This is a genomic window from Streptomyces sp. R11, assembly GCF_041051905.1.
GTDB lineage: Bacteria > Actinomycetota > Actinomycetes > Streptomycetales > Streptomycetaceae > Streptomyces.
Window position 1 is genome coordinate 6388476 of record NZ_CP163432.1, and the last position, 14075, is coordinate 6402550.

The window sequence follows — 14075 nt, forward strand, 5'->3', positions numbered from 1 at the left end:
ACACGGGCCGGTCGGTCCTGTGTACGAGTGGAAGCAACCGCTACAGCGGCAGCCAGGGGGGTCGGCAACCGCCGGCCGAGAGGGGTCAATCTCACTGTGACCGCACCGATCGAGACAACCGGAGCGGAGGCCGGAGCGCAGCCCGAGGCCGTTCTCTCCGGCGTCGAGAAGAGCCAGATCGAGGGGCGTTCCCTCGGCCAGATCGCCTGGTCCCGGTTCAAGAAGGACAAGGTGGCTGTGGCCGGCGGGGTCATCGTGATCCTGCTGATCCTGCTCGCGATCCTCTCCCGCCCCATCCAGGCGATGTTCGGCCTGGACCCCAACGCGCTGAACCAGGATCTGATCGACCCCAACACGTCGCTGCCCAAGGGTGACTTCGGCGGCATGAGCTGGGAGCACCCGCTCGGTGTGGAGCCGAAGTTCGGCCGGGACATCGCCACCCGCATCCTGGAGGGCTCCTGGGTCTCGCTGGTCGTCGCCTTCGGCGCCACGATCCTGTCCAACACGATCGGCGCCGTCCTCGGCGTCGTGGCCGGTTACTACGGCGGACGCGTCGACACGATCATCAGCCGTCTGATGGACACCTTCCTGGCGTTCCCTCTCCTGCTGTTCGCGATCGCCATCTCCGCCACCCTGCAGGGCGGTGCCTTCGGCCTGGAAGGCCTGCCGCTGCACATCAGTGTGCTGATCTTCGTCATCGGCTTCTTCAACTGGCCCTATCTGGGCCGCATCGTCCGGGGCCAGACACTGGCCCTGCGCGAGCGGGAGTTCGTCGACGCCTCGCGGGGGATGGGGGCCAAGGGGCCGTACATCCTCTTCCGGGAGCTGCTGCCGAACCTCGTGGGTCCGATCATCGTCTACTCGACGCTGCTCATCCCGACCAACATCCTCTTCGAGGCGTCCCTGAGCTTCCTCGGCGTCGGCATCCAGCCCCCGCAGGCTTCGTGGGGCGGCATGATCAACCAGGCGGTCGACTACTACCAGGTCGACCCGCAGTTCATGATCGTGCCCGGTCTCGCCATCTTCGTGACCGTCCTGGCATTCAACCTGCTGGGCGACGGTCTCCGTGACGCTCTCGACCCGCGCAGCCGCTGATCTGCGGCCGCAGCGAGAGTCCCAAAATTCCAACAATGGAGGGGAAGCAGACCATCATGCGAAGGTCAGCGCTGGCCGCGGTAGCGGCCATCGGCAGTGCGAGCTTGCTGCTTTCGGCTTGCAGCAAGGCCGATGACAACTCGGACAACAACGGAAACAAGTCGGCTGGGGCCAACGCAGCGACCAAGGGTGTCGTCAACGCCTCCACCCAGAAGGGTGGGACGGTCACGTACGAGTACTCGGACGTCCCGGACTCCTTCGACCCCGGCAACACGTACTACGCGTACATGTACAACCTCAGCCGGCTCTACGCGCGCCCGCTGATGACGTTCAAGCCCGCCCCGGGCGAGGCCGGCAACGAGCTGGTCCCGGACCTCGCGGCCAGCCCGGGCGTGCCGAGCGACGGCGGCAAGACCTGGACGTACAAGCTGCGTTCGGGCCTGAAGTACGAGGACGGCACCGCCATCACCTCGAAGGACGTCAAGTACGCCGTCGAGCGCTCCAACTTCGCTCGTGACGTGCTCTCCCTCGGCCCGAACTACTTCCAGCAGTTCCTCGAGGGCGGCGACAAGTACAAGGGCCCGTACAAGGACAAGAGCGACAAGGGCCTCGCGTCCATCGAGACCCCGGACGACACCACGGTCGTCTTCAAGCTGAACCGCGCCTTCCAGGAGTTCGACTACCTGGTCGCGACGCCGCAGACGGCTCCGGTGCCCAAGGCCAAGGACAAGGGCATCGACTACGTCAAGAGCATCGTGTCCTCGGGCTCGTACAAGTTCGAGAGCTACGACGAGGGCAAGCAGGCCGTCCTCGTCCGCAACGAGAACTGGGACGCCAAGACGGACCCGCTGCGCAAGCAGTACCCGGACAAGATCGTCGTCAAGCTCAAGGTCAACGCCGAGACGATCGACCAGGACGTCCAGGCCGGTACGGCGATCGACCTCGGCGGCGGTGGCGTCCAGGCCGCGACGCAGGCCAAGGTCGTCAACAACGCGGACCTGAAGGCGAACACCGACAACACCTACGGTGGCCGTCTGGTCTACATGGCGATCAACACCCAGGTCGCGCCGTTCGACAAGGTCGAGTGCCGCAAGGCCGTCCAGTACGCCATCGACAAGGTCTCCGTGCAGACCGCCGAGGGCGGCCCGATCCGCGGTGACATCGCCACGACCGTCCTTCCGCCGGACATCCCTGGCTACCAGAAGGCGGACGTCTACGCCACCGAGGGCAACAAGGGCGACGTCGCCAAGGCCAAGGAGCAGCTGAAGGCCTGCGGCAAGTCGACCATCAGCACCAACATCTCGGCGCGCAGCGACCGTCCGCAGGAGATCGACGCGGCCACCGCGATCATCGCCTCGCTGAAGAAGGCCGGCATCAACGCCACCCTCAAGCAGTACCCGTCGGGCAAGTACTTCACCGACTACGCGGGTGTGCCGACCTTCGACAAGAAGCAGAACATCGGTCTGCACATGATGCAGTGGGGTGCCGACTGGCCGTCCGGCTACGGCTTCCTCCAGCAGATCCTGCACGGTGACGCGATCGGTGCGTCCGGCAACACCAACCTCTCCTACATCAATGACAAGCAGATCAACGAGATGCTGGAGAAGGCGATCGCGACCGAGAGCGACACCGAGCGCAACAGCCTGTACGCCGAGATCGACAAGCGTGCGATGGACCAGGCTGCTCTCGTCCCGCTGACCTACTTCAAGGTCCTGCTCTACCGCCCCGCCAACTTCACCAACCTGGTGTCCACGGCGGCCTTCAGCGGTCAGTACGACTACCTCAACATCGGCACGACCAAGAAGTAGCCCCGGAAGGCAGGTGAAGGCATTGGTGCCCGCGGGCTTCGCGGCCCGCGGGCACCAGCGCCGGTCCCCGTGATCTCGTACATCCTCCGTCGGACGCTCGCGGCAGTGATCCTGCTGCTGGTCGTCACCGCGGTCACCTTCGCGATCTTCTTCCTGCTGCCACGGATGGCCGGTCAGACCGCCGACCAGCTCGCGCAGCAGTACATCGGAAAGAGCCCGACGAAGGCCGACATCGCCGCGGTCAAGCAGAACCTCGGTCTGGACCAGCCCCTGTACGTCCAGTACTGGCACTTCATCAAGGGGATCGTGGCCGGCGCCACCTATGACCTGGGCCCCACCACGGCGCACTGCAACGCGCCGTGCTTCGGCTACTCCTTCAAGAACCACGTCGAGGTCTGGCCGCAGCTCACCTCGCGCCTTCCGGTGACCCTCTCGCTGGCTGCCGGTGCGGCCGTGCTGTGGCTGGTGTCCGGTGTGCTGATCGGCGTGATCTCCGCGCTCAAGCCCCGCAGCTTCTTCGACCGCACGTTCATGGGTGTCGCGCTCGCCGGCGTCTCGCTGCCCATGTTCTTCACGGGCAACCTGGCGCTGCTGCTCTTCACCTTCCAGTGGCCGATCTTCGGCCGCACCTACGTGCCGTTCACCGAGAATCCGGCGCAGTGGGCCAACACGCTCTTCCCGGCCTGGTGTTCGCTCGCCCTGCTGTACTCCGCCATTTACGCGCGGCTCACCCGCTCGGGCATGCTGGAGACGATGAACGAGGACTTCATCCGCACCGCCCGCGCCAAGGGCCTGCGTGAGCGCAAGGTCGTGGCCCGGCACGGGCTGCGGGCCGCACTGACCCCGATCATCACCGTCTTCGGCATGGACCTGGGCCTGCTGCTCGGCGGCGCCGTGATCACGGAGACCGTGTTCTCGCTGCCCGGCATCGGCCAGTACGCGGTGCAGGGCATCACCGACAACGACCTGCCCCCGATCCTCGGCGTCACCCTGCTGGCCGCCCTCTTCGTCGTGATCGCAAATCTCCTGGTGGACCTGCTCTACGCTGCCGCCGACCCGCGCGTGAGGCTCTCGTGACCGAACTCTCCAAGACCGGTGCCGCCGTGGGCGAGCCGACCAGCTCACCCTCGAACGGTTCCGACGCCTTCCTCTCGGTCCGCGACCTCAAGGTGCACTTCCCCACCGACGACGGCCTGGTCAAGTCCGTCGACGGGCTCACCTTCCAGGTGGAGAAGGGCAAGACCCTCTGCATCGTGGGCGAGTCGGGCTCCGGCAAGTCCGTCACCTCGCTGGCGATCATGGGCCTGCACCGGCTCGGGGCACGCGGCAAGAACGTCCAGATGTCGGGCGAGATCTGGCTCGGCGGCAAGGAGCTGATCTCCGCCGACCCGGACGAGGTGCGCCGGCTGCGCGGCCGCGAGATGGCGATGATCTTCCAGGACCCGCTGTCCGCGATGCACCCGTACTACACGATCGGCAACCAGATCGTGGAGGCCTACCGGGTCCACCACAACGTCAACAAGAAGACCGCGCGCAAGCGTGCCGTCGAGATGCTCGACCGGGTCGGCATCCCCGAGCCCGGCAAGCGCGTCGACAGCTACCCGCACGAGTTCTCCGGCGGTATGCGCCAGCGCGCGATGATCGCCATGGCGCTGGTCAACAACCCCGAACTGCTCATCGCGGACGAGCCGACGACCGCCCTCGACGTGACCGTCCAGGCGCAGATCCTCGACCTCATCCGGGACCTGCAGAAGGAGTTCGGCTCCGCGGTCGTCCTCATCACCCACGACCTCGGCGTGGTCGCCGAGATCGCCGACGACGTCCTCGTGATGTACGGCGGCCGGTGTGTGGAGCGCGGCAGCGTCGACGACGTCTTCGAGCGGCCGCAACACCCGTACACCTGGGGCCTGCTCGGCTCGATGCCGCGCATCGACCGCGAGACCTCCGAACGGCTCATCCCCGTCAAGGGCCAGCCGCCGAGCCTCATCAACGTCCCCTCGGGCTGCGCCTTCCATCCCCGCTGCCCGTACGCGGACATCCCCAAGGGCGATGTCACCCGTACCGTGCGCCCGGACCTCCAGCCGGTCGGCAGCGGACACTTCTCCGCGTGCCACCTCTCGGCGGAGGACCGTACGCGGATCTGGACCGAAGAGATTGCGCCGAAGCTGTGAGTGAGACGAAGAAATCGGACGCGGCCGTCCCGGCGCAGGCGTCGGCTCCCGCCGCGGAGCGCGAGGTGCTGCTCAAGGTCGAGGGCCTGCAGAAGCACTTCCCGATCCGCAAGGGCGTCCTCCAGCGTCAGGTCGGCGCGGTCAAGGCGGTCGACGGCATCGACTTCGAGGTGCGCAAGGGCGAGACCCTCGGCGTGGTCGGCGAGTCCGGCTGCGGCAAGTCGACCATGGGCCGGGTCATCACGCGGCTCCAGGACCCGACGGGCGGCTCGATCCACTTCGAGGGCCAGGACATCACGCGGCTGAGCACGGCCGGGATGCGTCCGCTGCGGCGGGACATCCAGATGATCTTCCAGGACCCGTACGGCTCCCTGAACCCCCGGCACACCATCGGCGGCATCGTCTCGGCGCCGTTCCGGCTCCAGGGCGTCGAGCCCGAGGGCGGGGTGAAGAAGGAGGTCCAGCGGCTCCTGGAGCTGGTGGGTCTGAGCCCCGAGCACTACAACCGCTACCCGCACGAGTTCTCCGGCGGTCAGCGCCAGCGCATCGGCATCGCCCGGGCGCTCGCCCTGAAGCCGAAGCTGGTAGTGGCGGACGAGCCGGTGTCCGCGCTGGACGTGTCGATCCAGGCCCAGGTCGTGAACCTGATGGACGACCTCCAGGAGGAGCTCGGCCTCACGTACGTGATCATCGCTCACGACCTGTCCGTCGTCCGGCACGTCTCGGACCGGATCGCGGTGATGTACCTCGGCAAGATCGTCGAGCTCGCCGACCGCACCTCGCTGTACGAGGCGCCGATGCACCCGTACACCAAGGCCCTGATGTCGGCCGTGCCGGTGCCGGACCCCAAGCGCCGGGGTGCCAAGAGCGAGCGCATCCTGCTGCGCGGCGACGTGCCCTCGCCGATCTCCCCGCCGAGCGGCTGCCGCTTCCACACGCGGTGCTGGAAGGCCACGGAGATCTGCCGGACCACGGAGCCGCCGCTGCTGGAGCTGAGGCCCGGCCAGCGGGTGGCCTGCCACCACCCGGAGAACTTCGAGGACCAGCAGCCGCAGGACACGGTGCTGCTGACCGTGGCCAAGGAGGCCGCGGAGCTGGTGCCGGCGGAGCAGACCGCCGACGCTCCGGTCGCCAAGGAGGCACCGGCGGCGGCTCCGGTCGCCAAGGAGGCACCGGCGGCGGCTCCGGTCGCCAAGGAGGCACCGGCGGCGCCTCCGGTTGCCAAGGGGGCACCGGCGGCTGCGGCTTCCGAGGAGGCACCGGCGGACGAGGCTTCCGACGAGGCCCCCGATGCCGAGGCTTCTGCGGAGTCCTCCGCGGAAACTCCGGACGAAAAGAAGTAACCCAGCCCGGGCCCCCGCCTTCCTTTGCAAGGCGGGGGCCTTGCGCTGAGCGAGAATGTGCGGGTGCTCCAGCAACTGTTCAGCCCGTCCGTCCAGCACACGCTCGACCTGATCGGCATCTTCGTCTTCGCCATCTCCGGCGCGCTGCTGGCGGTCCGCAAGAACTTCGACGTCTTCGGCATCGCCGTCCTCGCCGAGGTCACCGCCCTGGGCGGCGGGCTGTTCCGGGACGTGGTCATCGGCGCCGTACCGCCGGCCGCCTTCACGGACCTGGGGTACTTCCTCACCCCGCTGCTCGCCGCGCTGCTCGTCTTCTTCCTCCACCCGCACGTGGAGCGCATCCAGACCGGCGTGAACGTCTTCGACGCGGCGGGCCTCGGCCTGTTCTGCGTCGCCGGGACGACGAAAGCGTACGACTACGGCCTCAACCTCACCGCCTCCGTCGCCCTGGGCCTTGCGACCGCAGTGGGCGGCGGTGTGCTGCGTGACGTCCTCGCCAACGAGGTGCCGTCACTGCTGCGCTGGGACCGAGACCTGTACGCGGTCCCGGCGATCGTCGGCGCCACGATGACCGTCCTGTGCATCCACTACGACGCCCTGACCCCGCTCACCAGCACCCTCGCGGCCGTCACGGCCTTCGTGCTGCGGCTGCTCGCGATGCGGTTCCACTGGCGAGCTCCGCGGGCCTGGAACCGGCGGTCGACGGTGCGAGAGGAGTAGCCCCCGGCTCCGTACGGGCCTGCTGCCGGGGCCCCATCACCTCGCTCAGCCAGCGGAACGCCGGGACCACCTGCGGCTTCCACAACGCCATGGTGTGACCGCCCGCACTGCTCGGGATGAACACCACGTCCACGGTCGTCGGCGCCTTCGCGGCCCGCTCGACGGCCATGGCCGCCTCGTACCCGTCCTTCGGCTGACCGGAGAGGTAGAGCGCCACGCGCGGCGGGACACGGGACTTCTTGAGCAGGACGTACGGGTTGTTGGCGGCCCGCAGCGCGGGTGACTTGGCGGCGAGCGACTGGGGTACGGCGACGGGGTCGTTGTAGCCGGACAGGCTGACCGCGGCCCGGTAGCGGTCGGGGTGGGCGACGGCGAGCTTGGCCGCGCAGTGCCCGCCCGCCGAGTACCCGGCGACGGCCCAGCCGTCCGGCGCGGCCTGGGCGCGGAAGTTGTCCATGACCATCCTCGGCACGTCGACGCTGAGCCAGCTGTCGGCGTTCACCTTGCCCGGGATGTTCGCGCAGCCGGTGTCCACGCCGGGCAGCAGCGAGGTGCGCGGCGAGACGATGATGAACGGCTCGACCTGCCCGCTGCGCATCAGCGGCGCCAGCTGCTGGGGCGCGTCCATCGTCCCGTACCAGGCCTTCGACGAGCCCGGGAAGCCCGGCAGCACCTCGACGACCGGGAACCGGTGATTGCGGTACGCGGGCTCGTCGTACTGCGGCGGCAGCCAGACGTTGACCTCGGCGTGCACTCCGGAGACCCGGCCCTTGAGGTGCGTGACGAGCACCCCGCCCTCCGCGCGCATGCCCGGCCCCTTGGCCGGCTTGAACGTCTGCCGCACCTTGGGCAGCTTCTCCAGCGCGATCCCGCCGGTGCCGCTCGCCCCGAGGTCGGCGGCCTCGTGCACATGGTCGCTGGTGCCGAGGAGATCGCCCCAACTGTCGTACAGCTGGTTGGAGTTGTTGACCATGGTGAAGACCAGGGCGACCGCCGTGGCCTGGGCGAACAGCAGCATCAGCACCCGGGCGGCGCCCCGCACGACCTTGGGCCCGCGCACTCGCGACCACAGAACCAGCGGCAGCGCGACGGCGACGACGCACAGCGCGATCAGCGTGTAGAGGAACGGGGTCCCGGTGAGACTCATGTCCTCATAGAGGGGTGGAGCGGGCTTCGGGTTTCGGGCGAGCCGGGGCACTTGCCGAAAAGTTGCGCACATCTCGTCCGACAGGTGTGCGCCCTTGCGGGAACGGGTGTGAGCCCTCCCCAGGAGAAAAAGCTACCGCTTAGTAGTTAGCTGTTGTACCGTTCATCCATGCCAGAAGCAGCCTCTGCCCCGACGGCCCCGCGGGCCGTGATCGGCGACAGCGAGTTCGACCGCGACACCGCGCTGACCCTGCGCGAGCCCGGCGTCTACGACATCGACCTGTCCGCCGGCTGGACGATCATCAGCGCCGTCAACGGCGGCTATCTGCTGGCCGTCCTCGGCCGCGCCCTCGCGGACGCGCTCCCGCACGGCGACCCGTTCACCATCTCCGCGCACTACCTCACCGCGTCCCAGCCGGGCCCGGCGGTCGTCCGCACGGACGTGGTGCGCACCGGGCGGACCCTGTCGACCGGCCAGGCCTCGCTCTTCCAGTACGACGAGCAGGGCCGCGAGGTGGAACGCATCCGCGTCCTCGCCTCCTACGGCGACCTCGGCGCCCTCCCCGACGACGTCCGTACGACGGCCGAGCCGCCCGCGATCCCGCCGATGGACCACTGCTTCGGCCCCGAGGACGGTCCCGCCCCCGTCGACGGCAGCTCGGCCATCGCCGACCGCCTCATGCTCAAGCTCGACCCGTCCACCCTCGGCTGGGCACTCGGCCAGCCCTCGGGCAAGGGCGAGATGCGGGCCTGGTTCGGCCTCGCGGACGGCCGCGACGCCGACCCCCTCTCCCTGCTCCTGGCCGTCGACGCGCTGCCCCCGACGGCCTTCGAGATCGGCATCTCCGGCTGGGTCCCGACGGTCGAACTGACCGTCCACATCCGCTGCCGCCCGGCCCCGGGCCCCCTCCGCGTGTCCATCACCACCCGCAACCTCGCCGGCGGCTTCCTGGAGGAGGACGCGGAAGTGTGGGACAGCGCGGACCGGTTGGTGGCGCAGTCGAGGCAGCTGGCGAGGGTGCGGCTCGGCTGAAGCGGGCCTGGTGATGCGGGGCCGGGTGCGCGCGGCCGCGCCGTGATCCGGCTCCGCCGTGATCCGGCTCCGCCGTGTCACGGCCCTGTATCAGCGAGTTGGCTGAGTCTCCAAGGGAATTCGCAGGTCAGCGACGTGTGTTGAGGTGCGCTTTGCCCGGCGCACAGGCCCTCGACAGCCGGGCCTCAAGGGAGCCCTAAGCAGCGTGGGTTGAGTGCCCGCCCAGGACTTCCTCAGTTTCCTCATCTTCCTTGGAGCTGTCTCTCATGAAGCGTGCGCGTCTCCTCCCCGCCGCGGCCCTGCTGGCGCTCTCGCCCCTGGCCCTGGCGGCCTGCGGGTCAGGCGACTCGTCGTCGTCGACGTCGAACAGCGACAACTCCGGGCAGCTGCAGTCGTCGTGCCGGCAGCCGAGTGGGGCTGCGTCGGGTGCGCCTTCCGGTGCACCGTCGGGCGCCCCGGCCGCGCAGCCGCCGGGTGCGCCTTCCGGTGCACCGGCGGGCGCGCCGAGCGGGGCGCCCAGTGGCGGCCCCGGTGGCGGGCAGGGTGGCCCCGGCGGGGGTCAGGGTGGCTGTGGTGGTCCCGGCGGCGGGGTGGCTCCCAGCGGGGTGCCGAGTGTGGCGGCGACGGCGACCAAGAGTTGACGTAGGACGCCGTACGGACGCCGTACGGACGCCGTACGAGCCTTACGGCAGGGGCGGCACTCCCGGTGAACGGGGGTGCCGCCCCTGCCCCGTTGTGCCGATCCCCGGTCCTCAGTCCAGCCAGTGCTCCCGGCCGATGCTGATCAACCGCATCTGGCGGGTGGCGACCTGGGCGACGCGCCGCCGCTCGTCCTCCGGGGCCTCCAGGGCATCCAGGAACAGCGAGGCCGTCATCAGCATCTGGTCGACGTAGAGGTTGGCGAGCATGAGGAGGTCGTCGTCGTTCCAGCCCGCGGAGACCGGGTCCTTGGTGAGCGCGACCTTCACCTCCTCGGCGAAACGGGCCAGTTGGTCCTGGATCGCCTCCCGCACCGACTGCACGCCGCCGTGCCGCTCCCGGGCGATGAAGCGGACATGGGCAGGATGGGTGTCGACATGCCGGGCGATCAGGTCGACGGCGCGTTCTATGCGTTGGTCGCTGTCGCCGGCGGAGCTGACGATCGTGCGGATCATGGGGTGCAGACTGCCCAGCGCCTCCTCCACGAGGGCGACTCCGAGGTCGGCGGTGGAGCGGAAGTGCCGGTAGAAGGCGGTGGGGGCGACGCCGACGGCACGGGTGACCTCGCGCAGGCCCAGGCTGCTCAGGCTCTGCTCCTCGAGCAGGGCGAGCGCCGCGTCCAGGAGGGACTGGCGGGTCTTCTGCTTCTGGGCCTGCCGGATACCGAAGGTGTGACTCATACCATGCAGTTAACAACTGTTCTCTGGAATTGAAAAGCCGTGCGGCGCGCTAGACTTGGAGTCAGTGAACAACTGTTACTACAACTGTTCACCGAAACGTAACGAGAGAGATCTCCAGCGAGAGGGATCTCGAAGGGGGCTCCAACCATGCTGTTCCTCGTCGCCGCGCTCCTGCTGCTGGGCGTACTGCTGGGCACCGTGGCCCACGCACCGCTCGCCTTCACCGCCGTTGCCGCCGCCGTGATCGCCGTCTGGCTGGGCATCTTCGCCGCCCGCGAGCGTCACGCCCGCCGCAACTGACTGACCCCGTCGTCCGAATCGACTTCGTCATCCGAACCGACTTCTCGGGAGCTGACACCCCATGCACCTCACCGCACCGGCCACCACGCGCCACGGCAGCCGCACCCGCGACGCCGACGGCATGGCCGTGGCGTCCTTCATCCTCGGCCTCCTCGGCCTCCTCGTCTTCAACCTCTTCCTCGGCCCGACCGCGATCGTCCTGGCCGCGGTGTCCCTGTGGCGAGGCACCGAGCGCAGGGGCCGCGCCTACCTGGGCATGGGCCTGGGCGTCGCCGACCTGCTGGTCCTGCTGGCCTTCGTGCAGGTGGACAACACGCTGTCCTGGAGCTTCTAGGAGTTCCGGACGGTCGGCACCCGAATCCGACGGCAAAGCGGCTTGGGGCGAGCCGCAGCCGCGGACGGCCCGCCGGGCGCCTGCTGACTGCCGTCGGCTGACGGGCACGGCCCGCTGACCAAGCCGCCGGTGCTGCGGGAGCGGTTCGCGTGCTGCCTGCGGCCCGCCGTCGGTTGCCCGCCGCCCGCCGCCCGCCGCCCGCCGCCCGCCGCCCGCCGCGGCCGACCGGCAAGATCCGCCCGCTGACTGCCGTCCGCCGGCCCAGCCGCCGGTGCTGCGGGAGCGGTTCGCGTGCTGCCTGCGGCCCCCCGTCGGTTGCCCGCCGCCCGCCGCCCGCCGCGGCCGACCGGCAAGATCCGCCCGCTGACTGCCGTCCGCCGGCCCAGCTGCCGGGACTGCGTGAGTGTTTCGCGCGCTCCGCCGCCCGCCGTCGCCTACCACCGAGCGCTGCCTGCCCCCCCCATCGTCCGCGCGCCACCGCCGGCTGGCCGCCGCGCGCCGTGGGTCGACCGCTGACCGCGCCGCCGGAGCTCTGGGAGTGGTTCGCGCGCTGACCGCCGTCGGCCGAACCATCAACCCCGTGGGCAGTCGTTCCGCAGGGCGGAACGGGTGGGCACGGGCTGTGGCGCCGCGTGGGTGGCCGCCGAGGTCGACCGGAACGCGGGCAAGGCGCAACCCAGTCGCCGCGTGGGTGGCCGCCGAGGTCGACCGGAATGCGGGCAAGGCGCAATCCAGCCACACTCCGCGGCAACCTGGGCACGAGGCCGCGTGGCGGCGCCCGTAGAATCGGGCTCACCATGGCTTACCTCGACCACGCCGCGACGACCCCCATGCTCCCGGAGGCGGCAGAGGCCCTGACCGCCCACCTGAGCGTCACCGGCAACGCCTCTTCCCTCCACGCATCCGGCCGCCGCGCGAGGCGAACCGTCGAGGAGGCCCGCGAGACCCTCGCGGAAGCGCTCGGCGCCCGCCCCAGCGAGGTCGTCCTCACCTCCGGCGGCACCGAGGCCGACAACCTCGCGGTCAAGGGCCTGTACTGGTCCCGCCGCGACGCCGACCCGGCCGGTACCCGGACCCGCATCCTGGCCAGCCCCGTCGAGCACCACGCCGTCCTCGACGCGGTCCACTGGCTCGGCGAGCACGAGGGCGCCGAGGTCGAATACCTCCCGGTCGACTCCCACGGCCGGGTCCACCCGGACACCCTGCGCGAAGCCATCGCCCGCAACCCCCACGACGTCGCCCTCGCCACCGTGATGTGGGCCAACAACGAGATCGGCACCGTCATGCCGATCCGCGAACTGGCCGACGTGGCAAGGGAGTTCGACATCCCCCTGCACGCCGACGCCGTCCAGGCCTTCGGCCAGGTCCCCGTCGACTTCGCCGCCTCCGGCCTCGCCGCGATGACGGTCTCCGGCCACAAGATCGGCGGTCCGTACGGCATCGGCGCCCTGATCCTCGGCCGTGATCACACCCCCGTCCCGGTCCTGCACGGCGGCGGCCAGGAACGCCACGTCCGCTCCGGCACCCTCGACGTCCCCGCCATCGCCTCCTTCGCGGTCGCCGGCCGCCTCGCCGCCGAGCAGCGCGAGTGGTTCGACCGGGAGATCGGTGCCCTGCGCGACGCCCTGGTCGAAGCGGTCCGTACCGCCGTCCCGGACGCGATCCTCGGCGGCGACCCGGCGCCCGGCGGCCGCCTCCCGGCCAACGCGCACTTCACCTTCCCGGGCTGCGAGGGCGACTCCCTGCTCCTGCTGCTCGACGCCCAGGGCATCGAGTGCTCCACCGGCTCGGCCTGCACCGCGGGCGTCGCCCAGCCCAGCCACGTCCTCCTGGCCACCGGCACCGACCCCGCCCTGGCTCGCGGCACCCTCCGCTTCTCCCTCGGCCACACCTCCACGGAGGCCGACGTCGACGCGGTCGCCAAGGCGATCGGCCCGGCCGTTGAGCGGGCGCGGGCGGCAGGCCTGACGTAGACGCGAGACGCGAGACGCGAGACGTAAGAGGCGAGGCGCAACCGGGTTCGGCTACGCCTCCGCCTCTGCCTTCGCCGTACGCGCCGACCGCACAAGCTTCATGTACCGGTCCCAGTCCCAGTGCTTCCCGGGATCCGTGTGATCGGTCCCCGGCACCTCCACGTGCCCGATGATGTGCTCGCGGTCGACGGGGATGTCATAGCGCGCGCATATCCGGGCCGTCAGCCGCGCCGAGGCCTCGTACATCTCGTCCGTGAGGTCCTGCGGCCTCTCCACGAAGCCTTCGTGCTCGATGCCGACACTGCGCTCGTTGTAGTCGCGATTACCCGCGTGGTACGCCACGTCCAGCTCGCGGATCATCTGCGTGACGTGGCCGTCCTTGCGGACGATGTAGTGCGCGGCCGCACCGTGTTCCGGGTCCTGGAACACCTTCACCGCGCTGTCGAAGCTGCCCTGGGTGACATGGATGATCACCATGTCTATGCCGTAGTCGTCGGGCCGGTCCGCGCGCCGCCAGTTCGCGTCCGACGCCGCCACCCACCGGGCGCCGGTGTAGTCGACCTCGCCCTCCTTGCGCGGCTTCTCCACGCCCGGAACCCGCCACCACAACCGCGCGAGCTCGTCGCGGGCCAGCACGGCCGAGCCAGCCGCCGCCACTGCCCCACCGATCAGCAACGCGCGCCGGCCGACCTTCCGGTCGCCGTCCTTCGGAGCCTTCCGCTGTCCCATGTGATCGTCAACGGATACTCGCGGGTCCTGGTTCCCGCGCCCCC

At 69.9% G+C, this 14075-nt stretch carries 13 protein-coding genes; 10 read left to right on the forward strand and 3 right to left on the reverse strand.

Translation table 11 applies throughout. The annotated features are described in order from the left end of the window. Window positions 1–96: 96 nt before the first annotated feature. The 6 genes from AB5J55_RS29565 (at window position 97) to AB5J55_RS29590 (ending at window position 7137) form a co-directional block, all read left to right on the forward strand. Complete coding sequence (locus AB5J55_RS29565; RefSeq protein WP_328423180.1) at window positions 97–1095, forward strand: ABC transporter permease; 999 nt, start codon at window positions 97–99, stop codon at window positions 1093–1095. A 35-nt stretch (window positions 1096–1130) separates the two neighbouring features. Continuing rightward, complete coding sequence (locus AB5J55_RS29570; protein WP_369273545.1) at window positions 1131–2903, forward strand: ABC transporter substrate-binding protein; 1773 nt, start codon at window positions 1131–1133, stop codon at window positions 2901–2903. Between the two features lie 69 nt (window positions 2904–2972). Continuing rightward, on the forward strand, window positions 2973–3980 hold the full coding sequence (locus AB5J55_RS29575) for an ABC transporter permease (protein WP_369273546.1): 1008 nt from the start codon (window positions 2973–2975) through the stop codon (window positions 3978–3980). Further along, window positions 3977–5074, forward strand: a complete 1098-nt coding sequence (locus AB5J55_RS29580) for an ABC transporter ATP-binding protein (RefSeq protein ID WP_369273547.1) — start codon at window positions 3977–3979, stop codon at window positions 5072–5074. Before AB5J55_RS29575 ends, AB5J55_RS29580 begins: the two co-directional genes overlap by 4 nt. Continuing rightward, the gene (locus AB5J55_RS29585; protein WP_369273548.1) at window positions 5071–6417 is read left to right on the forward strand and encodes an ABC transporter ATP-binding protein; all 1347 of its coding nucleotides are present in this window, start codon (window positions 5071–5073) and stop codon (window positions 6415–6417) included. Before AB5J55_RS29580 ends, AB5J55_RS29585 begins: the two co-directional genes overlap by 4 nt. A 63-nt stretch (window positions 6418–6480) precedes the next feature. Next, window positions 6481–7137, forward strand: a complete 657-nt coding sequence (locus tag AB5J55_RS29590) for a trimeric intracellular cation channel family protein (protein WP_328423170.1) — start codon at window positions 6481–6483, stop codon at window positions 7135–7137. On the opposite strand, the gene AB5J55_RS29595 is transcribed toward AB5J55_RS29590, so the two are convergent. Beyond that, window positions 7046–8284: an alpha/beta hydrolase gene (locus AB5J55_RS29595; RefSeq protein WP_369273549.1), complete on the reverse strand. Its 1239-nt coding sequence runs from the start codon at window positions 8282–8284 to the stop codon at window positions 7046–7048. The two genes, AB5J55_RS29590 and AB5J55_RS29595, sit on opposite strands and share 92 nt — an antisense overlap. A gap of 168 nt (window positions 8285–8452) precedes the next feature. Between AB5J55_RS29595 and AB5J55_RS29600 the strand changes: the two genes are divergently transcribed. After that, window positions 8453–9316: a thioesterase family protein gene (locus AB5J55_RS29600; RefSeq protein ID WP_369273550.1), complete on the forward strand. Its 864-nt coding sequence runs from the start codon at window positions 8453–8455 to the stop codon at window positions 9314–9316. Window positions 9317–10068: 752 nt separating this feature from the next. Here the strand turns inward: AB5J55_RS29600 and AB5J55_RS29605 are convergent. Then, window positions 10069–10695 (reverse strand): TetR family transcriptional regulator, encoded by a 627-nt coding sequence (locus AB5J55_RS29605; RefSeq protein WP_369273551.1) that lies wholly within the window; start codon window positions 10693–10695, stop codon window positions 10069–10071. Window positions 10696–10842: 147 nt separating this feature from the next. Between AB5J55_RS29605 and AB5J55_RS29610 the strand changes: the two genes are divergently transcribed. The 3 genes from AB5J55_RS29610 (at window position 10843) to AB5J55_RS29620 (ending at window position 13302) form a co-directional block, all read left to right on the forward strand. Beyond that, on the forward strand, window positions 10843–10995 hold the full coding sequence (locus AB5J55_RS29610) for a hypothetical protein (protein ID WP_328879055.1): 153 nt from the start codon (window positions 10843–10845) through the stop codon (window positions 10993–10995). 61 nt (window positions 10996–11056) lie between these two features. Then, the gene (locus AB5J55_RS29615; protein ID WP_369273552.1) at window positions 11057–11329 is read left to right on the forward strand and encodes a DUF4190 domain-containing protein; all 273 of its coding nucleotides are present in this window, start codon (window positions 11057–11059) and stop codon (window positions 11327–11329) included. Window positions 11330–12126: 797 nt separating this feature from the next. Further along, complete coding sequence (locus tag AB5J55_RS29620; protein ID WP_369273553.1) at window positions 12127–13302, forward strand: cysteine desulfurase family protein; 1176 nt, start codon at window positions 12127–12129, stop codon at window positions 13300–13302. A gap of 51 nt (window positions 13303–13353) precedes the next feature. Here the strand turns inward: AB5J55_RS29620 and AB5J55_RS29625 are convergent, their stop codons facing one another. Next, the gene (locus tag AB5J55_RS29625) at window positions 13354–14031 is read right to left on the reverse strand and encodes an N-acetylmuramoyl-L-alanine amidase (RefSeq protein WP_369273554.1); all 678 of its coding nucleotides are present in this window, start codon (window positions 14029–14031) and stop codon (window positions 13354–13356) included. Window positions 14032–14075 lie beyond the last annotated feature (44 nt).

Excerpts from the sequence above, each read along its gene's own strand:
- AB5J55_RS29610 (WP_328879055.1), top strand. The coding sequence starts at position 10,843 with ATGCTGTTCCTCGTCGCCGCGCTCCTGCTGCTGGGCGTACTGCTGGGC.
- AB5J55_RS29620 (WP_369273553.1), top strand. The coding sequence starts at position 12,127 with ATGGCTTACCTCGACCACGCCGCGACGACCCCCATGCTCCCGGAGGCG.
- AB5J55_RS29615 (WP_369273552.1), top strand. The coding sequence starts at position 11,057 with ATGCACCTCACCGCACCGGCCACCACGCGCCACGGCAGCCGCACCCGC.
- AB5J55_RS29625 (WP_369273554.1), bottom strand. The coding sequence starts at position 14,031 with ATGGGACAGCGGAAGGCTCCGAAGGACGGCGACCGGAAGGTCGGCCGG.
- AB5J55_RS29605 (WP_369273551.1), bottom strand. The coding sequence starts at position 10,695 with ATGAGTCACACCTTCGGTATCCGGCAGGCCCAGAAGCAGAAGACCCGC.
- AB5J55_RS29595 (WP_369273549.1), bottom strand. The coding sequence starts at position 8,284 with ATGAGTCTCACCGGGACCCCGTTCCTCTACACGCTGATCGCGCTGTGC.
- AB5J55_RS29570 (WP_369273545.1), top strand. The coding sequence starts at position 1,131 with ATGGAGGGGAAGCAGACCATCATGCGAAGGTCAGCGCTGGCCGCGGTA.
- AB5J55_RS29600 (WP_369273550.1), top strand. The coding sequence starts at position 8,453 with ATGCCAGAAGCAGCCTCTGCCCCGACGGCCCCGCGGGCCGTGATCGGC.